Below are 19,659 nucleotides of genomic sequence, written 5' to 3' on the forward strand. Positions count from 1 at the left end.
CCCATTATGCCATCTGCCACCCATCAGCGCGGGCCTAAGACTTCGGCCAGTGCGCCTTGCTGCGGCATGCCACTATGCTTTTCAATCAGGCCATCGTCGCCTTGAACGTCGATACCCGGCGTACCCCGGAAACCCATGGACAGCATGAGCATCTGGTTGTCATCGAGCGTTTGCCGCACATTATCCGGAACGCGCTTGGCGGGTGTGATCCCGCCCTGATCAAACTTGACTTCGTTCTGCAGCAATGCAGCCGAAGGATCGGCGGCGCCAAGGATCGCCGCCGCCTTGGTTGGGCTGTCCTCCTTGATGACGCCGACCAAAAGATGTCGAAGCTGGACTTTTCCGGCATCCACCCACGGACGCGCGGCTTCCCAAAACAGATGACAATAGGGGCAATTTGCATCGGTGAAGGTATAGATAATGCGCGGCGCGTCGGCCCTGCCATCCAACACCCAGGTGGCCGACTCCAGTTGCGCCCAAGCCTGGTCGCTGATCGGCTTGGCCACCAAGCTCTGCAATGTCGCTTGGTCAATCGGCTCGCCCTTGGCATTCAGGCGTGTGCCCGCAACGGCATGGCCATCGCCCAGCACGTAGACCGCGACCGGATCGTCGCCCACGATGCCGGCAAAGGCGCGCACGCCTTCACCCGCCTCGAATTCCTGCTTGAAGATGACGCCCTGGCCTTCCAACGCCTCGATAACCGGCGGTTTGTCCGTGGCCTGGGCCAGGCCGGCGCCGGGCATGAAAATGAGTGGCGCCGCCGCCATGAAAGAGAAGAGCACACGCTGTGCAAACATCGTTATTCCTTGTCTGAATTAATCCAATGATTAGTCAAAAATGGCGTGATGCCTTGTCTTTGAGAACAGACATCGTGATCTCGCCCAGATGCAGATCCACCATGCGCCCTTGCGCGTCGAAAAAGAAAGTGGTGGGCAAGCCGCCCGTTCGCATTTTCCGCATAGCCTCGGACGATGGATCGAGCAGAACATCTGTCAAGTTCAGGCCTTCGTTCTGTAGGAACTCCTTGGCCTGTTGCGCGCTTTCCCCCTGATTGACCAAGACGAACGAAACGCCGGGGAACGCCGTCTGGGCCTGCTCAAGCACCGGCATCTCGCGCCGGCATGGCGGGCACCAGCTAGCCCAAAGATTGAGTACGATGGGCCGCCCCGCATACGCGCTCAGTGAAACGGGGCGTTCATCCAGCGTCGCCAGCTGCAGGTCAGGCAAAGGCGGCGCGGAGCGCAGCAGCAAAGCGAGCACTCCGCCCGCAACGACCCAGGCGACGACACCAGCCATGACGCCTGCCAGCACGGGGACGCGTAGGATCGGAGTTGACCGAGTTCGTCGCCAAATGTAGGCAACCACCACCAGCACGCCGACCCACCAGATAAAACCACCATCTCCGATGGCGATCATGGACCGGGGTGCGGCCAAGTAGTCCTCCCGCCATTGCGCGATGTACGCCAGACGGGCTGCTAACAGCCCCCAGACCACGGCGTCAAGAATCATTGACCCGGCAGCCTTGTAAGGCACATCGGGCATCCGCCGGCCGACGATTCGGGCTGTCAGCCAGGCCAGCAGCACAGCGGCGATAACCGTGACGACCTGTATAGGGAATGGGCCAATGCCGCTCATGACACACCCGCCGCGTCCAGGCGGTCCTGAAACTCGCGTGCGCCGATCTCGCCCACCACACGCAGGTCGCGGCGTTCCGTGCCATCCGGCCCCACCAGTATGAGCGTGGGCGGCCCCATGACGCCCCAGTGCTTGAGCAGTTCCTTGTCCGTAGCATCATTGCGCGTCACGTCGGGCCGCACGATGTGCATGCGCGCCAGTCGCGCCGCGACGGCGGGATCACCGAACACATTGCGCTCGATCACATGGCAGCTGACGCACCAGTCCGCGTAGAAGTCAATCAAGGTCCACTGGCCGCGCGCGGCGCCTTCCGACAAGCGTGCATCCACGTCGGCCACTGATTTCGCCTGGACATAGCTGACCTGGGCGGTTGCCGTGGCTGCAGCGGGCGCGCCGCGCAGATGCGCCAGCGGCTGCAAGATGGCGTTGCCTCCCGAAGCGGCGCCCACAAGCATCAGGACGGACCATAGGCCGACGAATACCGCCGCTGAACGCAAGGCCCACGCCAACCGCTGCCTGGCCGCCACGGCTTGCGCCCAGGCGACGAGCCCTACCGCCACCAACAATATCCAGGCTCCCCAGAGCAGCAGGCTCATCGGACCGGTCAAGAAGCGCGTCAGCATCATCACCGCCATGCCGACCATGACATAGCCGAAGGCGACGCGTACCCGATCCATCCACGCGCCGGGCCTGGGCAGGACACGGGCGCCGAACACAGCAATCGCCAACAGCGGCAGGCCCATGCCCAGTCCCAGCGCAAACAGGGCCAGTCCGCCTTGAACCGCACTGCCCGTCTGCCCGATGTACAACAGCGCGCCCGCCAAGGGCGCCGTCATGCACGGGCCGACCAAAAGCGCCGACAGAAAACCCAGCGCGGCCGCAGCGGTGACACTACCGCCTGAACGTGCAGGTCCCGCTGCCTGGAGGCGATTCATCAGGGCGGATGGCAAGCGCAACTCGAATAGACCGAATAGCGAGCTGGCCAGGATGAGAAACAGCGCGGCAAAGGCGCCGAGCAGCCATGGCGACTGCAGCGTGGCTTGCAAATTGGCGCCCGCCAGCCCGGCTGCCACCCCCACCGCCGCGTAGGTGCCAGCCATCGCCAGGACATATGACGACGACAAGACGAAAGCGCGCCGCGGCTTGGCCTGGCTACCAACGACCATGGTCGAGACGATGGGAATCATCGGCAAGGTGCAAGGCGTAAAAGCCAGCAATAGGCCGAAACCGAAGAACAGCAGCGTACCGGCGACGGGCCCCAGCGCCGCCAGCCGCTGGGCCGCCGCCTGATCCTCGCCAACGGGGGATGCCGCTGCCGCGCTGATCTGTATGGCCTGCGGTGGATAGCAGATGCCCTCCTCCGCACACCCTTGCCAATGCAGCGTCAGCGGGCCAGGCGCTGTTGCGGGAAAACGCAGGCGGGCGGCATTACCTGTATAGATTTCCGTATCGCCAAAGAATTCGTCATGCTTGGGAGCTCCGGCGGGAAGAGCCAAATCGACATCATTATCTAGCGCGTCGACCAGCTTCAGTGAATGGCGGTAAACATAATAGCGATCGGCAACATGCCCTTGCACCACATACTCGTCGCCTTGTTGTTGCAAGTGCTCCAGCGTAAAGACATCCGCAGGATCAAGAAATTCGGGCTCATTCCCCAAAGAGAAAAAACCGCTGCTTGCCCAGGCGCTCCCCATGGCAAGACAACACAGCATCAACGCTGCGCGGACGATCCGGTAAACAAACAAGCTGGGCTCCTACAAGTGATTTCCGTCGATCATGCACCGGTAGGATTAAGGGAAGCTTAAGGCATTGCGATTCACCTGGAAAAAGCAAGACGGGGAATCAAGACGGCGCAGTCTTGAGCGCAATAGGCAGCACAAGCCTAGCCTCCAGGCCTGGGCCATCCCGCGCCAGAAGCTCAAGCGTCCCCCCATGCCGGCGCGCAATGGCATCCACTATCGACAGGCCCAGGCCGTTGCCCGGGGTTTTTATATCTCCACGCCAGAACCGGTTAGCGGCTTGAGCCCGGCCTTCGTCATCCAGTCCCGGGCCTTCGTCCAGTACGCTGAGCCGCAGCGTTCCGTTGCTTTGCGTTTCGATGTGAATAGCGATGGGCGTGCCTGCCGGCGTGTAGCGTATCGCATTATCAATCAGGTTCGTCAAGGCAGCGAGCAAGAGGGGCCGGGCGACACGTACCTGGCAGGCATCCGCAGCTCCTTGTACCGTTACCCGGCTTGCAGCATCGCCGTAAAGAGGCTGCACCGCCTGGATCGCGGCGTACACCGCTTCAAGCGGATCACTGGCCTCCGTTCCGGCAGGCTGGCCTTCCAGCCGCGCCAGCTCAAGCAAGCGCTGAAGAATACTCTGTAATTGCAACACTCCCTGATCGGCCTTGGCCAACGCAGCGCCCAGCGTTGGGCCCTCGCCGGGCCGCCGAGACGCCAGTTTTGCGACCTGAATGTGTGTCTTCACGCCTGTAAGAGGCGTGCGCAATTCGTGGGCGGCGCTATCGGTAAAGCGGCGTTCGCGCACAATGGCAGCCTGCAATCGCTCAAGAAGCTGCTCGATGGTATGCAGAAGCGGATGGAGTTCGACCGGCGCCTTGACTTTGGGCAAGGGACTATCATCGCCCGGACGGCGCCTTGCCAAGAGATCGCGAATGCGTTCCAGGGGCGCCAGCCCATGCGTGATGCCAAACCACACCAATACCAGGCTTCCAAGCAAGGCAACAACAAATGGCAACCCTGCGGATAAGATCAGCTCTTTGACCAACGCCTCTCGGACATCAATGCTGTCGGCCGTGGCAATCTGAATATTGCCCTGACGCAGCACGTAGGTGCGCCATCGCTTGTCGCCGTACCTATGCGTGCCAAACCCCACAGGCGCACGGGCCAGGTCAGGGCTGCCCGTTGTACGGGCGACGGCTTCGATCACAACTTCCCCACGCACAAGACTGACCTCACACGCCACCCCATCGCGCGCCACGACGTCCAGAGGTTTACTGCTGTTTGCCACGATGTCTCCGGGCTGCGGAAACTGGGCGACCAGCCCGGCCACCATCCGGGCAGAGGCGGCCAGGCGATTATCCAGCGCGTCGCGCAAGGACTGGCGCGCATCCATGAACATCCAGCCGGCCACAGCAGCCCACAGCAGCGACAGTGACATGCCGATGATTAACAGCAGCCGCAGACGCAGACTCATGGTGCTTCTGCCTTTCCGGCCGAGCCGAGCCTGTAGCCCAGCCCCCGCACCGTTTCAACAATATGGTTTCCAAGCTTGCGCCGCAGGTGATGGATATGGACGTTGATCGCGTTGCTTTCCAGATTTTGTTCGTAGCCATAGACGCTGTCGCAGAGCTGTTCGGCACTCAGAATGGCCTCAGGGTTCTGCAACAAGGCGCGCAACAGCGCAAGCTCGCGACGGGCCAGCGCTACAGGCGTGCCGGCCAGGCGCACCTCGCCTGTTGAAGCACAGAAAGTCAGTTCTCCGTGATCCAGACAGTCTTTGCTGCGTCCCGCTACCCTGCGCGTCAACACATGCAGGCGGGCCTGCAATTCATCCAGGTCGAAAGGCTTGACCAGGTAATCGTCACCGCCGCCGAGCAACCCTTCCACACGATGGTTCAGCGCGTCGCGGGCGGTCAAGATGAGGACGGGAAGGTCACGGCCTTGATCGCGCCAGCGGCGCAGCAGTTTCATGCCATCCTCATCGGGTAGCCCCAGATCCAGGACGCAGACATCAAAATACGAGGCGGCAAGAGCAGCATCCGCCAAGCTCGCGGTGTTCACATGATCAATCGTCAGGCCGTGCAATTTCAATCCGGCCACAATACCGCTCGCCACCAGGGGATCGTCTTCGACGAGCAAGATATGCATTCCAAACTCCTTCTCTTCGGGCGCCAAATAGCCGCCTAGCGCCTGGCGAGCCATATCTTGCGGCGGGTACGCCAGACTCCGAATTCCATATGCTAAAAGTAATATAAACTTATACCTAGAAATAATATCAAGGCAATTCAATGCGGGCTACATCAAAAGGAGAATCGGGATGAAGAGACGATATCAGATCATGGCCGTACTAGGCTTGGCCTGTTTCGCCGGCAGCACCGCGCTGGCGGCTGAAACCACCTACGCTAGCCAGACCCTGACCACTGAGGCGGCTCTGGAAGCGGCAAAAGGGGCGCTTGAATCCTGCCGCAAAAGCGGATACCAAGTCGCTGTCAGCGTAACTGACCGATCAGGTACGCCGATCGCCGTGTTGCGCGATCGCTATGCCGGTGCGCATACACCTGAAACCGCCACGCGCAAAGCCTATACTTCGGCTGGATTCCGCATGCCGTCCGGCGAACTGGCAGAGGCCACGCAAGCAGGCAAACCAACATCGGGCATCCGCCATCTGCATCAGGTTCTCGCCTTGGGGGGAGGCTTACCTATTGAAGCGGCGGGATCGCTAGTCGGCGCCATCGGCGTATCAGGGGCGCCGGGCGGCGATGCCGATGAAACCTGTGCTCAAGCCGGCATCGCCGCGATTCAAGCAGATCTTGATTTTCAATAAACGCATACGACGATGCCTGTCGAATATCAGTTCGCTGCAGGCATTGCACGGCAAAAACCGGATGAGTCTTCCCAGCACGTTTCGTCATGAAGCTGCCGCCGCTAATTGCCCTCCAGGCTTTCCCGCTCCATGACCAGGTATTGCCCGTAAGCGTTGATGCGATTGGCATCGTCAAACGCGGGGTAAGATTCGAATCGGCTCCAGTTTATCGCTGCATAAGCCTCTTCAAACGGTATCATTTCTTCCACAGCCGCCCCCATTTCCTTACGCATAAACTCTAAATAATCACGCGTAAGCGCCATATCTACCTGGGTATTGGTAGACGAGGCGCCATGGCCCGGAACAACGATTTTGGGATTCACGTCCAGCATGCTGTCCAACGCAGCAAGCCAAGCCTTGCTGTCGGCGTCGCCCACGAACGGAATACGGCCGGTGAAATACAGATCGCCCGCGAACAAGACCTTATCCGACGCCACGTACATCATGATGTCATCGTCAGAATGCGCGCCGCTGACATCGATAAGCTGAAACTGCATGTTGCCCAGGGTGAACGGAATGGCTTCACCGTCTTTGAAGTCCAGCCAACGGTCGGCCGGAACCAGTCTGGTATTTTCATCCACCCACGGCGCCAGGTCAGTCCGGCGCTGGGCAAGACGTTCCTGGGCGATGTCAGAATTCAAATAGATTTGGCCTTTACTGTTCGCCCAGATTTCAGCACCTGCCTTCTGGAATTCTTGCAGGCCATAGACATGGTCCGCATGATAGTGACTGACGATCACGCGCTTGACCGGCTGGTCAGTGATTTTTGCAATCGCGGCCAGCATGGCTGCACCCAACGCAGGCGTGCCCAGGGCATCAAACGCGACCACACCGTCGTCAGTAACAACAAAGCCGGCATTGGACATAAAGCCCTTGTTCGCCGCGCTTGCCATGCTGGACTCGCCACCAAAATAATATACATGAGGGCTGACTTGTATGGGCTTGAGCTCAAGCGTCGCCTGCTCTGCAGCCGATGCCTGGACTAGGCCTGCAGTCATGCAGGCCCCCAGGACGGCAAGCGCTCTTTGCAGCATAGAGGCCATGTCAGGCTTCCTTTTATTTGTCACGATAAGGGATCACGCATGGTTCAGGGCTTGATATACACGTAGCCCTCTTTGCTCTGCAGCTCTGCGATGCGTACCACGCCTGAAGGAGTGAACTGTGCTTCCATCACAAAGTCGTCTTTTGTCAATTCATTGCGGCTCATGGTGATTTCACAGACCTCAAACTGCACGCCGCGCGACGCCAACCCCGATATGAGGGGACCGACCGTATCCGCATCCTTGTAGTCTGTTTGGAGGAAATCAATACCGTCTCCGTGCGCCACAGCAATAATTTTGGTATTGCGAGCGGTATCCAGGTGATTTCGCATACTACGCAAGGCGGCCAGCGCCTGGTTTGCCGCATCATTGATGTGATAGACAACCTTGGTTTGTTCCTTGCTTGCTGCAGCTACTGACTCCTGCGCAGACACAGAAAGCGAAGCACCCGACAAGGCCAAGCCCAGAACCAGCGTAAACCTAGCGATTTTACTCATGACGTACCTCCTGAAAAATAAGTGGCAACGAGTGCTGCATCACACCATGCCTTGATTCTCGTCGACCCCTTTGATCCGGGGCTCGTTCAACTTGGTCGCAGCAATGGTTTTCTTGTCGCGCAGATAGCGGGCAACCACCTCCCACACGGGTTCGCCCTGGACGCCTTCGGCAACCGGGGCCCAGCCAGCAACTTTATAGATCTTGTCCGCCTCAATTTGCTTTCCGTCGAGCATCATGTCACTGATGCGCTGACCGGCTTCCTTGAGCGGATCAATGGTGTATTGCATACCCCCCACGCGCACCATGTCGCCCCCCTGCTGATAATACGGATCCGGGTTGAACAGATTGTCGGCTACGTCTTCAAGAATGACCTTTATCTGACTGCCCGGCATGTCAGTCAGCGTCGTATAGGGGTAGGTGATTGCCGTTTGATCCATCAGGTGTTCCATCGTGATATCCGATCCGGGCAGCAGGCTGGTGCCCCAACGGAAGCCGGGGGAAAACGCTATCTGCGCCTCCTTCTGCGTCATGAGCGCATCAAGAATAAGCTGGTCGAACGTACCGTTGAAGTTACCGCGGCGATACAGCATATCGTCGGTGGTCGCCAAGGTTTCGGCCAGCTTTTCAGCAAAGGGCGATCGGATTTTCTCGATGAGCGCCGCCATGTCCGGGTCGGCATCAAGAAAATTAGCGAACACCGGCATGAGCTTATAGCGGAAATCCGACACTTTGCCGTCCCTGACATCGAAATCCAGCACGCCCAGAAATTTTCCGTTGCTGCCGGCATTGGTCACCAGCGTCTTGCCGCCGCTGTTTTCCACGATCACGGGCGCTGGCAAGCCGTCGTGCGTATGACCGCCTAGAATCGCGTCCAGGCCGCGCACCCTGGACGCCAGCTTGAGATCGACATCCATGCCGTTATGCGAGAGCAGCACTACCGCCTTGGCGCCTTTGCCTCGCACTTCGTCTATGACGCTTTGAAGCTGGCTTTCCTGGATGCCGAAAGTCCAGTCCGGCACCATGTAGCCCGGATTCGCTATGGGGGTGTAAGGAAATGCCTGGCCAATCACCGCCACCTGCACCCCGTTCATCTCCCGCAAGGTATAAGACGGAAACACGGGATCGCCGAAATCAGACGTTTGTACGTTCTGGGCAATGAACTCGACCTTGTCCTTGAAATCTTTGGCTATGATTTCTTCGACACGATCAGAACCCAGTGTGAACTCCCAGTGTGCCGTCATGATATCGACACCCAGCGCCAGGCAGGCGTCCACCATATCCTGGCCCTTGGTCCACAACGCTGTCGCCGACCCTTGCCACGTATCGCCACCATCGAGCAGCAATGCGCCAGGCCGGCCGGCCTTCAGTTGCTTGACCAGGGTTGCCATATGTGCAAATCCACCCACTTTTCCATACTGGCGCGCCGCGTTTTCGAAATCCAAGCATGTAAACGCGTAGGCCTGGGCCGTATCCGGCTTCATGCCATAGTGCGAAAGAAAATGCTCGCCCACGAGATGAGGGGGCCGGTTAAGCGCGGAACCAAGTCCTATGTTGACACTCGGCTCACGAAAGTAAATGGGTTGCAACTGTGCGTGGCAATCCGTGAAGTGCAGAAAATGCACATTGCCAAAACGCGGCAAGTCATAAAACTTGGCAGCCGACTCTTGGGCGGCACGCGCGGAATGCGAAAAAGTCATTCCACCGGCAGCGGCAATACCCAGCACTTGTAGGAACTCGCGACGACTAATCATAAAAACGGCTTCCTGCTGATTAATAAAAATTGGACCGAGGCGTGCCCTGGCGCACACCCCAGTTGCGGACGCGCTATCGCGAACCGGCGATCGGCTCTACTTGGTCGTATTGGCCGGTGCGGGAGCGTACTTGATGAGGCCCAGTACATCTTCCTCGAACATTTCACCGGGTATCGACTCCGCAACATAACCCTCCGAATTGATCACAAAAACATGAGGCACCACTTTTCTTTTGCCCAACACATCACGCAGAGCCTGGGTTTCCATGGCGGCGGGGAAGGTGTATTGATGCTTGTCCAGATAACCGATGGCATCCGCTGTCTTGCTGTCGATGCTGACAGTCAAGATATCCAGGCCTTGTTCTTTCGCCTGCAGCCACAGTTTTTGAACATAGGGGTTCTGACGCGCGCAAAATGGACACCAGGAGGCCCAATACTCAACGATGACGGGTTTGCCCTTGAAATGCCCTTCCGGAATCGTGGTTCCGTCGAGCAGGCGAATCTCGGGCAGTGCAATCTGATCACCCACTTTGGCAGCCAGCGTCGGCGCTGCAAACGCCATGCTGGCTGCCAACCCAACCCCCGCCCATGTCGCGGCGAGCCTCATGCTCCGCATGCCTTTCCCCTTATGCAACGCGTTTAGCGTCAATCCTTGTTGACCGGTGACTCGGGGTCCAGCAGCAAGGCCATGACATCCTTTAATTGTTCCTCGGTCAAAATACCCGCCGCGCCAAAGCGAGGCATGTTCGAACAGGCCATGTTCGCATGGGAGTTGTAGACCTTGGCCCAGGTGTAGTCCAGAATCTCTTTGGAAGACCCGCGCAATTTGCCGTAATGCAACAAAGACGGCCCGATATTGCCGAAAGAAATCTCTGCCTTGCTCATCTGATGGCAGGCATAACAGTTGCCTCCGTTGGGCGCGCCCGGTTTGTCGCTAAGCTGCAGGCCTCGGCCGCTCTGGGCAATTTTTTCCCCGGCTTTCCAATCGCCCAGGTAATTACCGTCAACTGGCGGCTTTACAGAAGCCATGGCTTCTTTAGTGATCTGGGCCACCTGCTCTTGCGATAAAGGCTTACCCGTCATTTCAGCCTGCGAGCAAGCCTTTTGCATGGCCGATTGTTCCAAGCGGTCCATTTTGGCAATGCCCTTGGGCTCGAACGAAGCTTCCAGCACGGCCTGGACATCTTCTGCGCTGGTACCCGTCACGACTTCATCGGCATACGCACCGGCAGTTGCCAGCAACAAGCCTGCCAGTACGGTGAATGGTGCTATTGTGGATTTTTTCATGAGCGTCTCCATTTACCGTTTGATGCCAGGGGCGTCCATTTTTCCGCCATCTGCGGTGACCGCCAGATAGGTGAGCAAATCGACGGAGGCCTGCGAAGTGAACTTGAGGCTGGGCATGCGCTGTTGGCGGAAGCAATCCCTTATCCGCCATTGCATGGTACGAAGCGCCCCTTGAGACACCCGGTAGGCCGGCCAGACGGTATAGGTCGCTTGCGCCGGACCGGGGTCGCTCAGCTTGGGAAGCTCTTGCAGCCGAATCCGCTGGTTGTCGACACCATGACAGGAGGCACAGGAGAAGTCATACGGCCCGCCGCGAAAAAAGAAAATTTGCTTGCCACGCTCATAAGCAGCTTTTTCTTGGGGATGGCTCTGCGGCACATCGATGATCGTGCCGCGTGACTGGCCGACCACATAAGCGACCAAGGATTCGAAATCGGTGGAGTACTCGCCCCCGCCTGCAAAAGGCTTCTTGGTGATCTCTTTCCGATCCATGCCTTGCAGATTGACCAGGCAATAGACCAAGCGGGTTTCAAGATCCATGACCTGTCCCGCATCCTCGAAATAGCGCGGCAAATGTGCATAGGCATCCTTGACCACGCCAGGACCCTGGCCCAGGTCGCATTGCTCGAGCGAAACGTTCTTGGGGCCGCGTTTCTCGGCCCACAATTCTTCGCCCATCATCTCGACCAATTCGGCCGGATTACCGCCGTCACTCAGCATTTCGCGGTATTGCTCGATGCCCTCCGATGTGCTGTCTTGCGCGCTTGCAGGCTGAACTGCCAGTACTGCGCCGGCGGCAAGCACCAGTGCCGCGGCGCTGCTCAGTTTGCTCTTCATGTCTCCTACCTCCCTGTTGAGTACGTCCGACCTTGTCGTTCTCTTTCTCTTCTACGTGGCAATGAGCCTATCGAATCTCGGCCGTATCAGTGCGGCTTTCGCCTTTGTTGTCCTTCCAAGTAATCGCCACCTTATCGCCCTTTTCGCCGCCCTTGAACTTGAAAGACAGGAATGGGTCGCGCGAGACCGCCGGACCCCACTGGGCCGATAGCACGGTCTGATCATTCCATTTGGCTTCAACCAGGTCGATGTAGTGGGCAGGAACGATATTGCCCTCGCCGTCCTTGCGCTGGCCGGTTTCCATAATGTGGCTCATCAGTGCCTTGACTTCGGTGACGCCATCTTTCTGTACAGCGCGAATGCGCATTGGTCTAGTTGCCATGGTTGTTCCTTGTATGTGGTTGATTCAGGATGATGTGCTGGCGAGCAACGCGATTAGCCACCGCAGCCGCCCAGCGTTACCTTGATTTCCTTGTGAACGGTATAGAACTTGCCGTCGGATTTGACCAACGCATATACATCCGACGTTTCGCCCATCTTGATACGCGTCGCAACCTCGGGCAGCGTACCGTCGACCATATCGAAATGCGCCGCCAGCGCATTCGGGTTCTTGGGAACGAGGATCGAAATTTGCGTCGTGTTGGGCAAATCGCTGCTCACACCCACCGGGACCACAGCGCCGTTCTCGGCAATGTCCGGCGCAGTCAGCGTGATTTTGTCGCTCTCGGCAGCCTGATCGCCGCCAAATGCCTTGATCACATCGTCTATCTTGGTCGCCTCGAAAGCCGCTTTGTTCCACTCCTGCTGGACGGCCCACGCCTGCTCCGGCCGCAGTATGCCGGCGGCGACCGCCAGGCTCAAAACAGTACCCAGCTTGAGCACATTTCTACGTTGTATATTCATTTCCCGCTCCTCTTTGTCTAATCGGAAGTGTGTCTTAAAGTATGTGTTTACTGACCGGTTGCCAAGATCAACTCGATCATGGACTTGGCGTCATCATCGGGCAATGCCGGGTGCGGCGGCATGGGCACGGCGCCCCATGCTCCGGCCCCGCCCTTTTGCACCTTGCCGGCCAGCTTTTCGACGGCGCCGTCCTGACCTTTATATTTCGCGGCAATGTCCGCAAATGAAGGGCCCAGCACTTTCTTGTCCGTGGCATGGCAGGCCATGCAACCGGCGTCTTTCAACAGCGCCATGACCTTTTGGGCCGATTCATCAGTCGAACCAGCGGCGCCTGCGTCCTGACCTTCGGCAGCCGAAGCCTGTTCCACCGCCAAGGTACTGCGGGCGTGCGCGCGCACCCCTTCTTCGTTCTCGTCCACCGTTCCGGACAATGCTGGCTCATGTGTATTGACGCCCCGCACCGGACCGACAACACGCATTTGCGCTGCCAAATCGCCGTGCGCATCGCGCGCATGCGGCGGCAGCAGCGACGAAGGCTCGTCGGCGGCGGGACAGTCGCTCATGCAGGCAACATTATTGGTATCGGGCTTGCCATCAACTTTCCAGAGCCCGTCCCAGAACTTCATGCCATGGCGATTGGGCATTTTTTCTTGCACTTGCGCAATATTTTCGTCAGACAGCGTGAAATCCGCCGGGACGATTTCCGCCAGATTAAGCAGATAGGCCAACACACCATAGACCTCGTCCGGCTCGAGCGACTTGGGATTGTCCCAAGGCATGGCCCGATGTATGTAGTCCCATAGCGTGGAGACCGTGGCCACTTTCATCAAGGTGGTGCGCGAAGGCTGCCCGCCGGCTATCAATCCGGCCACATGACCCGACTCGCTATCGTCTGCCGTGGTGCCGCCCACCAGCGGCGTGAACACCGAATTGCTTTCGCCAAAAGAGCCATGACAGGAGGCACAGGTCGAATCCCAGATATCCGCTCCTTGATCGACCGTGCCGCTTCCTTTGGGCAGGCCCTTGAAATCGGGCCGCACATCGATATCCCAAGCGTTGATTTCCGCTTCGGTCGCGGGCCGGCCGATGTTGTATTGTGTTTTAACGACGTCACCAGCGAAAGCGGGGGTACAAAACACAGCGCCCAGCGCGCATGACACCAAGGCGCGCCTAGTCCATCTGAACATTAAAAACCTCCCCGCTTTGCCCGATTTGCCAAGACTGGATGGCATTGTTGTGATAAGTGGATCGCGTCCCGCGCACTTCCCGCAGTTGGCGATAGCGCGGCTGAACAAAGCCGGTGCTGTCCACGGCGCGGCTTTGCAAAATAACCGGCGAGCCATCCCAGACCCAATCAATGTTGAACCGTGTCAGGCATTTGTCCAGCACCGGCGTTTCCAGACGAGCCGTCTTCCAGCTTTTACCGCCGTCGAACGACACATCAACCTGTTTGATCTTTCCTCGTCCGGACCATGCCAGACCGCTCACGTTGTAGTACCCCTTTCCCAGCAAGACTTGGCCGCCCGAGGGAGAGGTGATTACCGATTTGCATTCCTGTATGGACGTGTATTGACGGTGCATGCCATCGGGCATCATGTCGATGTAGTGGACGGCTTCGTCCTTGGCATTCCAGGGCTTGTCCCCGACTTCAATGCGGCGCAGCCACTTTACCCACGACACACCCTGAACACCCGGCACGACCAGGCGCAATGGATAGCCGTTTTCGGGGCGCAGCATTTCGCCATTCATCCCCCAGGCCACCAGCACGTCGTCGAGCGCCGCATCCATGGAAATAGTGCGTGTCATGCTCGACCCGTCATTGCCTTCGGCCAGCACAAACCGCGCATTCTTGAAATCTGCGCCACAGTCGTCCAGCAGCACTTTAAGCGGCACACCCGTATACTCGCAACAGGACAGCATGCCATGTGTATATTGGACCGTCGGCACTGCGGCATTGCCCCATTCCATTCCTGTATTGGCCCCGCATTCGATAAAGTGAATACGCGACACCGACGGCAGGCGCATCAAGTCATCCATCGTATAGACTTTGGCTGCTTTGACCATGCCGTTGACCATGAGCCGATGCTGCTCAGGGTCTACATCGACCCAACCTTGATGATGACGTTCGAAATGCAGGCCCGACGGCGTGATGATGCCGAAGAAGCCCTGTAGCGGCGCAAAGGCCACCGACGCCTGGGTGGTTTGTGTCAACCCGGGCGACTGCCGGCGTTGCAAATTGGATTCGAAGTGCGAAGGCAGGCCATATGGCTTGGATGCCACCGGATTGCCCAATGAAGTGCTCCAGGGCCGCGGCTCAAGAATCATCGGGTCTCCAGCAACCTGCCGGCTCGGTCCCGCTAGCGCCGGACCTGCCGCCAAAGTCGCCGCTGCGGCCAGAAAGCTCCGCTTCAGAAAACCCCGCCGCTCCTCGCTCATGCCCTGGGCGCTGACCTCGTTCACCAGTGTAGGCGGCACGAAATTTTCCGGCGCCTTTCTCAGTCGACCGACAGGTACTGAGCGCTGCTCCCTACCACGACACACAATCATTCTCCTGTTTTGGCATATTTTTTATTAATATATGCTAATAACCAAAAGCCATAAACAAGGGTAATTACTGGCATTTTTTTCTTGACAAATATCAAGAAGGCAGAAAATTTTTATATCCAATCATTGCGTTCCACCGCAACGCAGACGGGATTAGCAACGTCAGTCAGCCTATTCGCCAGTATCTGAAAGCGAGTCAGCGCGATGCCATTGCATAAACAGCCGAGCCATGCTAGAAGAAACTCTTCAAAAATTTAATCAGTTGAACGGGGCAACCCACACTGGCTTAGGAGCATACGTGTCGCAATCAAGGCCCAAAGAGACCATTTTTTCAAAACTGGCCGAGCTCGCGCAGGCCATTGGGCACCCTCACCGGCTTGAGCTGCTTGAATGCTTGGCGCAAGCCCAGCATAACGTTGAAGAACTTGCCCAAGTTAGCGGATTGACTGCTGCCAACACCTCCCGCCATCTGCAGATACTACGCCGCGCACGCCTGGTCGCCCCTGAGCGGCAAGGCAAGTATGTCCTGTACAGCCTGGATGGCCACAATGAAGTGTCCGCGCTGTTGAAAGCGTTACGCTGCGTTGGTGAGCGTAATCTGGCTGAAGCCCAGCAATTGATGCAGGATTATTTTTCTAATCGAGGGGCGCTGGAACCCGTCACACAAGAGGAATTGTTTGCTCGTCTTCAAGATGGCGCTGTTACGTTGGTCGACGTCCGGCCCGAGCATGAGTATGCCGATGGCCATCTGCCTGGCGCCCTGAACATACCGCTGGATCAACTCGAGAAACATCTTTCCAGGTTGTCTATGAACCGGGAAATCGTTGCCTATTGCCGTGGCCCACACTGCGTGCTATCGAAAGAAGCCGTTTCCCTGCTTCAGTCCAAGGGCTTTCGCGCCCGTCGGTTGAAAAAAGGCTTTCCAGGATGGAAAGCCGCAGGATACAAGATCGAAACCGCCGCCGCCTGACGTAAGAACCATACGGGGGCTGAGCGATACGCAGCCCAGTACCGAACTGATGGATGGCGCTATAAAACTCGCATCCAATTTCGGGCTGCTCATTTCAGCGGGCGAGCCATGCAGCTTGCCTAGCCGCTACCGCTTCGGCCGACTCCCCAATCAGTTGCTCGTAAACCTGCGGCGCTGTTGCGCCTTCGGTATTCACGATGAGCACGCGGGACCGCGAATCAAGCTTCACTTGCATCGACAGGCCGGTATCGCCACGCAGAATCTCAAGTGCCGCTAACCCGGCGGTGCCGGATTCGCCTGCAACGATGGGAATGTCTTTTTCACTACCTTTAGCCAGGGAGCGCATTGCCTCGATGGCCTGCTCGTCTTCGATGGTCATAAAGTGATCCACACTGGTGGCCAGGAATCTCCAAGCGAGTGGCGATGCTTCGCCGCAGGCCAGTCCCGCCATCACTGAATCGACCGAGCCGGTAGCTCTGGCGGCATGGCCTTGCATAGCACTTTGCAGCAGGCAATCCGCCTGAACAGGCTCGACCACGATGAAATGCGGCCGGTGTGCACCGTGGTGCTCCCAAAGGAAGCTGATCAGGCCTGCGGCCATGCCGCCGACACCGCCTTGGAGCAATACATGCGTAAAGCCGCCGGCTTCGTTCGGTTGAGCTCTGGTTTGATCGATGATTTCGGCCGCAATGACTCCATAGCCCTGCATTACGTCACGCGGGATCTCTTCGTAGCCTTCATAAGATGTATCGGAGATAACCTGCCAGCCGCTGGCCTCAGCCAGGCGCGCGGCCTCCTCAACCGAGGCATCGTAGTTGCCCTTGATACGCACAATTTGTGCTCCCAGCCCCGCGATGGCCTCTTCGCGCTCCATGCTCACATTGGCGTGCAACACGATGACGCAGCGGCAGCCTGCGTCACGGGCAGCGGCGGCTAAGCCTCGGCCATGATTGCCGTCGGTGGCGCTGATCACGGTGTAGCGCTTGAGCTGTTCCGCGTAGCGGCCCTTGAGAATGGCGGCCGGATCGAAGTCGGGGTGCAGGCGCAGGATTTGGCGCACAAGGGCGATAGGCGCTCCCAGCGCCTTGAAGCTGCCAAGCGGGGAGCGAACCGATTCGTCCTTGACGCTGAAGCGGGCCACGCTTAGCCTCTTCGCGATATCAGGCAGATCGTAAAGGGGAGTTGCCTCGCTGGCGATGCCGCTCCAGGCACTGAGCCAGCGGCGGCTTTCCTGCGCACGCTCGGTGCTCATGATCGTACGGAGTTCGGCGGGGTAAGAAGCGCGCGTGGCGCGAGGATTAGCGATCAACATGTGGATGATTTTCTCCAAAGAACGGGGTAAGAAGGAATTTAGTTACGCAACGGCCAAGCGTCGCTGAACCACGTCCAACAGCACCCGCGCGCCGTGGATAAGCTGCTCGTCGTCGGTATGCTCACGCGGATTGTGGCTGACGCCGCCGCGGCTGGGCACGAAAATCATCGCCGCCCGCGCGATGCGCGCGATCATCTGCGCGTCATGGCCAGCGCCTGAGGTCATGCGCAGATGCGATAAGCCCAAACGCTGCGCCGACGCCTCGATTTCATCGGCCAGGCCCGCATCAAACACGACGGGTTCGAAGCGCACCAGTTGCTCGGTCTCGATCGTTACGCCTTCGCGCCGGGCGATTTCCACAAGAAAATCGGCCAACCGCTTTTCGGCTATTTGCAGACGGCTCTCGTCCGGATCGCGCAGGTCCACCGTGAATGTCGCTTTGCGTGGAATGACATTGACCACGTCCGGCTCCAGGTGTAGCGAACCCGTGGTAGCCAATGTGGTCTCGGGGGCCGCCCCCACCACTTGTTCGCGCAGGAAGGCAACGATGGCGGCGGCCACATAGCCCGCGTCATGACGCAGTCTCGTAGGCGTTGTTCCTGCGTGGTTTGCCGTGCCGTGCACTGTGATTTTCTGCCACGATATCCCCTGCAGGTTTTCGACGACACCGATCAACCGGTCTTCGGCCTCCAGTACCGGGCCCTGTTCGATGTGCAGCTCCAGGTACTCGTGCGGCACCATGGAACCAGGCTCCAGGAGGCCGGCATAGCCGATGCGCTCCAGCTCGTCGCCCAGGCGTGTGCCATCGGTGCCAATGGTAGCAAGCGCCTCGTCCACCGCGAGACCGCCGGCATACACCAGGGAGCCCATCATGTCCGGTTGATAGCGTACGCCCTCCTCGTTCGTGAACGCTGCGATGATGATTGCCCGCATAGGCTGCGCTCGGGCCTTGCGGTATGCACGGACGATGGCTAAGCCGGCCAATACGCCGTAGCACCCATCCAGAGCGCCGGCGTTGCGCACCGTGTCGATGTGAGAGCCGATCATCAGCGGTCGCTGATTGCCTTCGTCGGTAGCGGCCTGCAAGATGCCAAAGATGTTGCCGATGCGGTCAACGCGCACATCGAGCCGCAGTTCCCGCATCCACTGCACCACCAAGTCGCGGCCGTCTTTCTCGGCGTCGGTGAGAGCAATGCGGGTACGTCCGCCCGCTTCGGCATCGGCCCCCACCGCAGCTAGGGCGTGGATTTGTGCAAGCAGGTGCTGACCATCCAGCGAAACAGCTTTCGTAGGCATTCAGTTTCCAAAACCAGTCACGATGACGCAATTTTATTTCCTATCTCGTTGATTTTTTGCTTAAAATCGGCGGCCATAATTGAATTTTTTATTAATTTAGCGCCCGTCCCTGTACTGTCTGTTATATGCCTTCCAAGCTCGATAGTTATGACCGATTACTGCTTGCCGCGATCCAGGAAGACGCTCGCCTGCCCCAGAGCGAATTGGGAGCGCGTGCGAACCTTTCTACGGCGGCCGTAAACCGCAGGCTCAGGTTGCTGGCGAAAGACGGCGTTATCAAGCATTACACCGCCTGCATTAACCCTAAGGCCGTCGGCTACGATCTGACCATTGTTGTCGAGGTCAAGATGGAAAGCGAACGTGCTGACCTGCTAGATGAGATGCGTAGATCGTTTGAGGCATGCCCACAGATTCAGCAATGCTATTACGTAGCGGGTGAATGTGACTTCGTGCTGATTTTTTTGGTGCGCGACATGGAACAGTACATCGCATTAACGCGATGTCTTTTCCATGGCAACAACAACGTAAAAGCATTCAAGACGCTTGTTGTCATGGACCAGATTAAAACAGGAATGAGTGTTCCTATCGATGAATCCGACAAGGCAACCTAACATGCTCTACGCGCCCCGATGCCTACTAGGGCGGCTGTGATGATGGCGCGGGTTAGGTCCGTAATGTACCTTCCTTGTTGATTGATGGCGCCGGGCGCGTGTCTTGGGAAAGACAAGGAGCGCACGAAAATAGTGGTCCTGCGAAGTCGAATTGAATGCGCGATCAAGTCGAATTCCGCACCAAATCCGCACCAGATCGATCCTGGCAAGAAAAAAGCCCTGTAAAAACAGGGCTTTTTGCCATAGCTACTGGCGGAGACGGAGGGATTCGAACCCTCGATACGGGTATAAGCCGTATGCTCCCTTAGCAGGGGAGTACCTTCAACCTCTCGGCCACGTCTCCGAAACAGGCCGCTATTCTAGCACGATAAAAGATGCTCAACGGC

General features: G+C 58.2%; 20 protein-coding genes and 1 tRNA gene. 3 read left to right on the forward strand and 18 right to left on the reverse strand.

Annotated features, from left to right (window positions below):
* Positions 1-23: 23 nt before the first annotated feature.
* The 5 genes from dsbG to RE432_RS17670 form a co-directional block, all read right to left on the reverse strand.
* On the reverse strand, positions 24-797 hold the full coding sequence (gene dsbG, locus RE432_RS17650) for a thiol:disulfide interchange protein DsbG (protein WP_310934870.1): 774 nt from the start codon (positions 795-797) through the stop codon (positions 24-26).
* Between the two features lie 34 nt (positions 798-831).
* The gene (locus RE432_RS17655) at positions 832-1,635 is read right to left on the reverse strand and encodes a TlpA disulfide reductase family protein (protein WP_310934871.1); all 804 of its coding nucleotides are present in this window, start codon (positions 1,633-1,635) and stop codon (positions 832-834) included.
* Positions 1,632-3,347, reverse strand: coding sequence for a protein-disulfide reductase DsbD (gene dsbD, locus RE432_RS17660; protein WP_409079891.1), 1,716 nt, complete (start codon positions 3,345-3,347; stop codon positions 1,632-1,634). Before dsbD ends, RE432_RS17655 begins: the two co-directional genes overlap by 4 nt.
* Positions 3,348-3,477: 130 nt before the next feature.
* Entirely contained in the window at positions 3,478-4,836 is a 1,359-nt protein-coding gene (locus tag RE432_RS17665; protein WP_310934873.1) for an ATP-binding protein, read from the reverse strand.
* Positions 4,833-5,510 (reverse strand): response regulator, encoded by a 678-nt coding sequence (locus RE432_RS17670; RefSeq protein WP_310934874.1) that lies wholly within the window; start codon positions 5,508-5,510, stop codon positions 4,833-4,835. The genes RE432_RS17665 and RE432_RS17670 overlap by 4 nt, the downstream gene beginning before the upstream one ends.
* A gap of 169 nt (positions 5,511-5,679) precedes the next feature.
* On the opposite strand from RE432_RS17670, the gene RE432_RS17675 reads away from it, so the two are divergent.
* Entirely contained in the window at positions 5,680-6,186 is a 507-nt protein-coding gene (locus tag RE432_RS17675) for a heme-binding protein (RefSeq protein ID WP_310934875.1), read from the forward strand.
* Between the two features lie 101 nt (positions 6,187-6,287).
* On the opposite strand, the gene RE432_RS17680 is transcribed toward RE432_RS17675, so the two are convergent.
* From RE432_RS17680 to soxC, 10 genes are all read right to left on the reverse strand, one after another.
* On the reverse strand, positions 6,288-7,118 hold the full coding sequence (locus RE432_RS17680) for an MBL fold metallo-hydrolase (protein ID WP_310934876.1): 831 nt from the start codon (positions 7,116-7,118) through the stop codon (positions 6,288-6,290).
* A gap of 194 nt (positions 7,119-7,312) precedes the next feature.
* Positions 7,313-7,762: a DsrE family protein gene (locus RE432_RS17685; protein ID WP_310934877.1), complete on the reverse strand. Its 450-nt coding sequence runs from the start codon at positions 7,760-7,762 to the stop codon at positions 7,313-7,315.
* Positions 7,763-7,801: 39 nt separating this feature from the next.
* On the reverse strand, positions 7,802-9,514 hold the full coding sequence (gene soxB, locus RE432_RS17690; RefSeq protein WP_310934878.1) for a thiosulfohydrolase SoxB: 1,713 nt from the start codon (positions 9,512-9,514) through the stop codon (positions 7,802-7,804).
* A gap of 96 nt (positions 9,515-9,610) precedes the next feature.
* Entirely contained in the window at positions 9,611-10,120 is a 510-nt protein-coding gene (locus RE432_RS17695; RefSeq protein WP_310934879.1) for a TlpA disulfide reductase family protein, read from the reverse strand.
* A gap of 38 nt (positions 10,121-10,158) precedes the next feature.
* On the reverse strand, positions 10,159-10,800 hold the full coding sequence (gene soxX / locus RE432_RS17700; protein ID WP_310934880.1) for a sulfur oxidation c-type cytochrome SoxX: 642 nt from the start codon (positions 10,798-10,800) through the stop codon (positions 10,159-10,161).
* A 12-nt stretch (positions 10,801-10,812) separates the two neighbouring features.
* Entirely contained in the window at positions 10,813-11,637 is an 825-nt protein-coding gene (soxA, locus tag RE432_RS17705) for a sulfur oxidation c-type cytochrome SoxA (protein WP_310934881.1), read from the reverse strand.
* A 67-nt stretch (positions 11,638-11,704) separates the two neighbouring features.
* The gene (gene soxZ / locus RE432_RS17710) at positions 11,705-12,019 is read right to left on the reverse strand and encodes a thiosulfate oxidation carrier complex protein SoxZ (protein WP_310934882.1); all 315 of its coding nucleotides are present in this window, start codon (positions 12,017-12,019) and stop codon (positions 11,705-11,707) included.
* 53 nt (positions 12,020-12,072) lie between these two features.
* Positions 12,073-12,540, reverse strand: coding sequence for a thiosulfate oxidation carrier protein SoxY (gene soxY / locus RE432_RS17715; protein WP_310934883.1), 468 nt, complete (start codon positions 12,538-12,540; stop codon positions 12,073-12,075).
* Between the two features lie 47 nt (positions 12,541-12,587).
* Positions 12,588-13,727, reverse strand: a complete 1,140-nt coding sequence (locus RE432_RS17720) for a c-type cytochrome (protein ID WP_310934884.1) — start codon at positions 13,725-13,727, stop codon at positions 12,588-12,590.
* Entirely contained in the window at positions 13,711-15,087 is a 1,377-nt protein-coding gene (gene soxC / locus RE432_RS17725; protein WP_310934885.1) for a sulfite dehydrogenase, read from the reverse strand. The genes RE432_RS17720 and soxC overlap by 17 nt, the downstream gene beginning before the upstream one ends.
* A gap of 295 nt (positions 15,088-15,382) precedes the next feature.
* Here soxC and RE432_RS17730 point away from each other — a divergent pair, with 295 nt between their 5' ends.
* A complete protein-coding gene (locus RE432_RS17730; RefSeq protein WP_310935215.1) occupies positions 15,383-16,054 on the forward strand; it encodes a metalloregulator ArsR/SmtB family transcription factor in 672 nt (223 codons plus the stop codon).
* Positions 16,055-16,148: 94 nt separating this feature from the next.
* Here RE432_RS17730 and RE432_RS17735 read toward each other — a convergent pair whose 3' ends face one another.
* Together RE432_RS17735 and RE432_RS17740 are read right to left on the reverse strand one after the other, a co-directional pair.
* Positions 16,149-17,366: a diaminopropionate ammonia-lyase gene (locus RE432_RS17735; protein ID WP_310934886.1), complete on the reverse strand. Its 1,218-nt coding sequence runs from the start codon at positions 17,364-17,366 to the stop codon at positions 16,149-16,151.
* A gap of 42 nt (positions 17,367-17,408) precedes the next feature.
* Positions 17,409-18,662 (reverse strand): Zn-dependent hydrolase, encoded by a 1,254-nt coding sequence (locus tag RE432_RS17740; protein ID WP_310934887.1) that lies wholly within the window; start codon positions 18,660-18,662, stop codon positions 17,409-17,411.
* A 125-nt stretch (positions 18,663-18,787) separates the two neighbouring features.
* On the opposite strand from RE432_RS17740, the gene RE432_RS17745 reads away from it, so the two are divergent.
* A complete protein-coding gene (locus RE432_RS17745; protein WP_310934888.1) occupies positions 18,788-19,273 on the forward strand; it encodes an Lrp/AsnC family transcriptional regulator in 486 nt (161 codons plus the stop codon).
* A 250-nt stretch (positions 19,274-19,523) separates the two neighbouring features.
* Here RE432_RS17745 and RE432_RS17750 read toward each other — a convergent pair.
* A tRNA-Ser gene (locus RE432_RS17750) sits at positions 19,524-19,616 on the reverse strand.
* Between the last annotated feature and the right edge of the window lie 43 nt (positions 19,617-19,659).

The organism is Pusillimonas sp. SM2304 (assembly GCF_031628915.1).
Taxonomy (GTDB): domain Bacteria; phylum Pseudomonadota; class Gammaproteobacteria; order Burkholderiales; family Burkholderiaceae_B; genus Pusillimonas_C.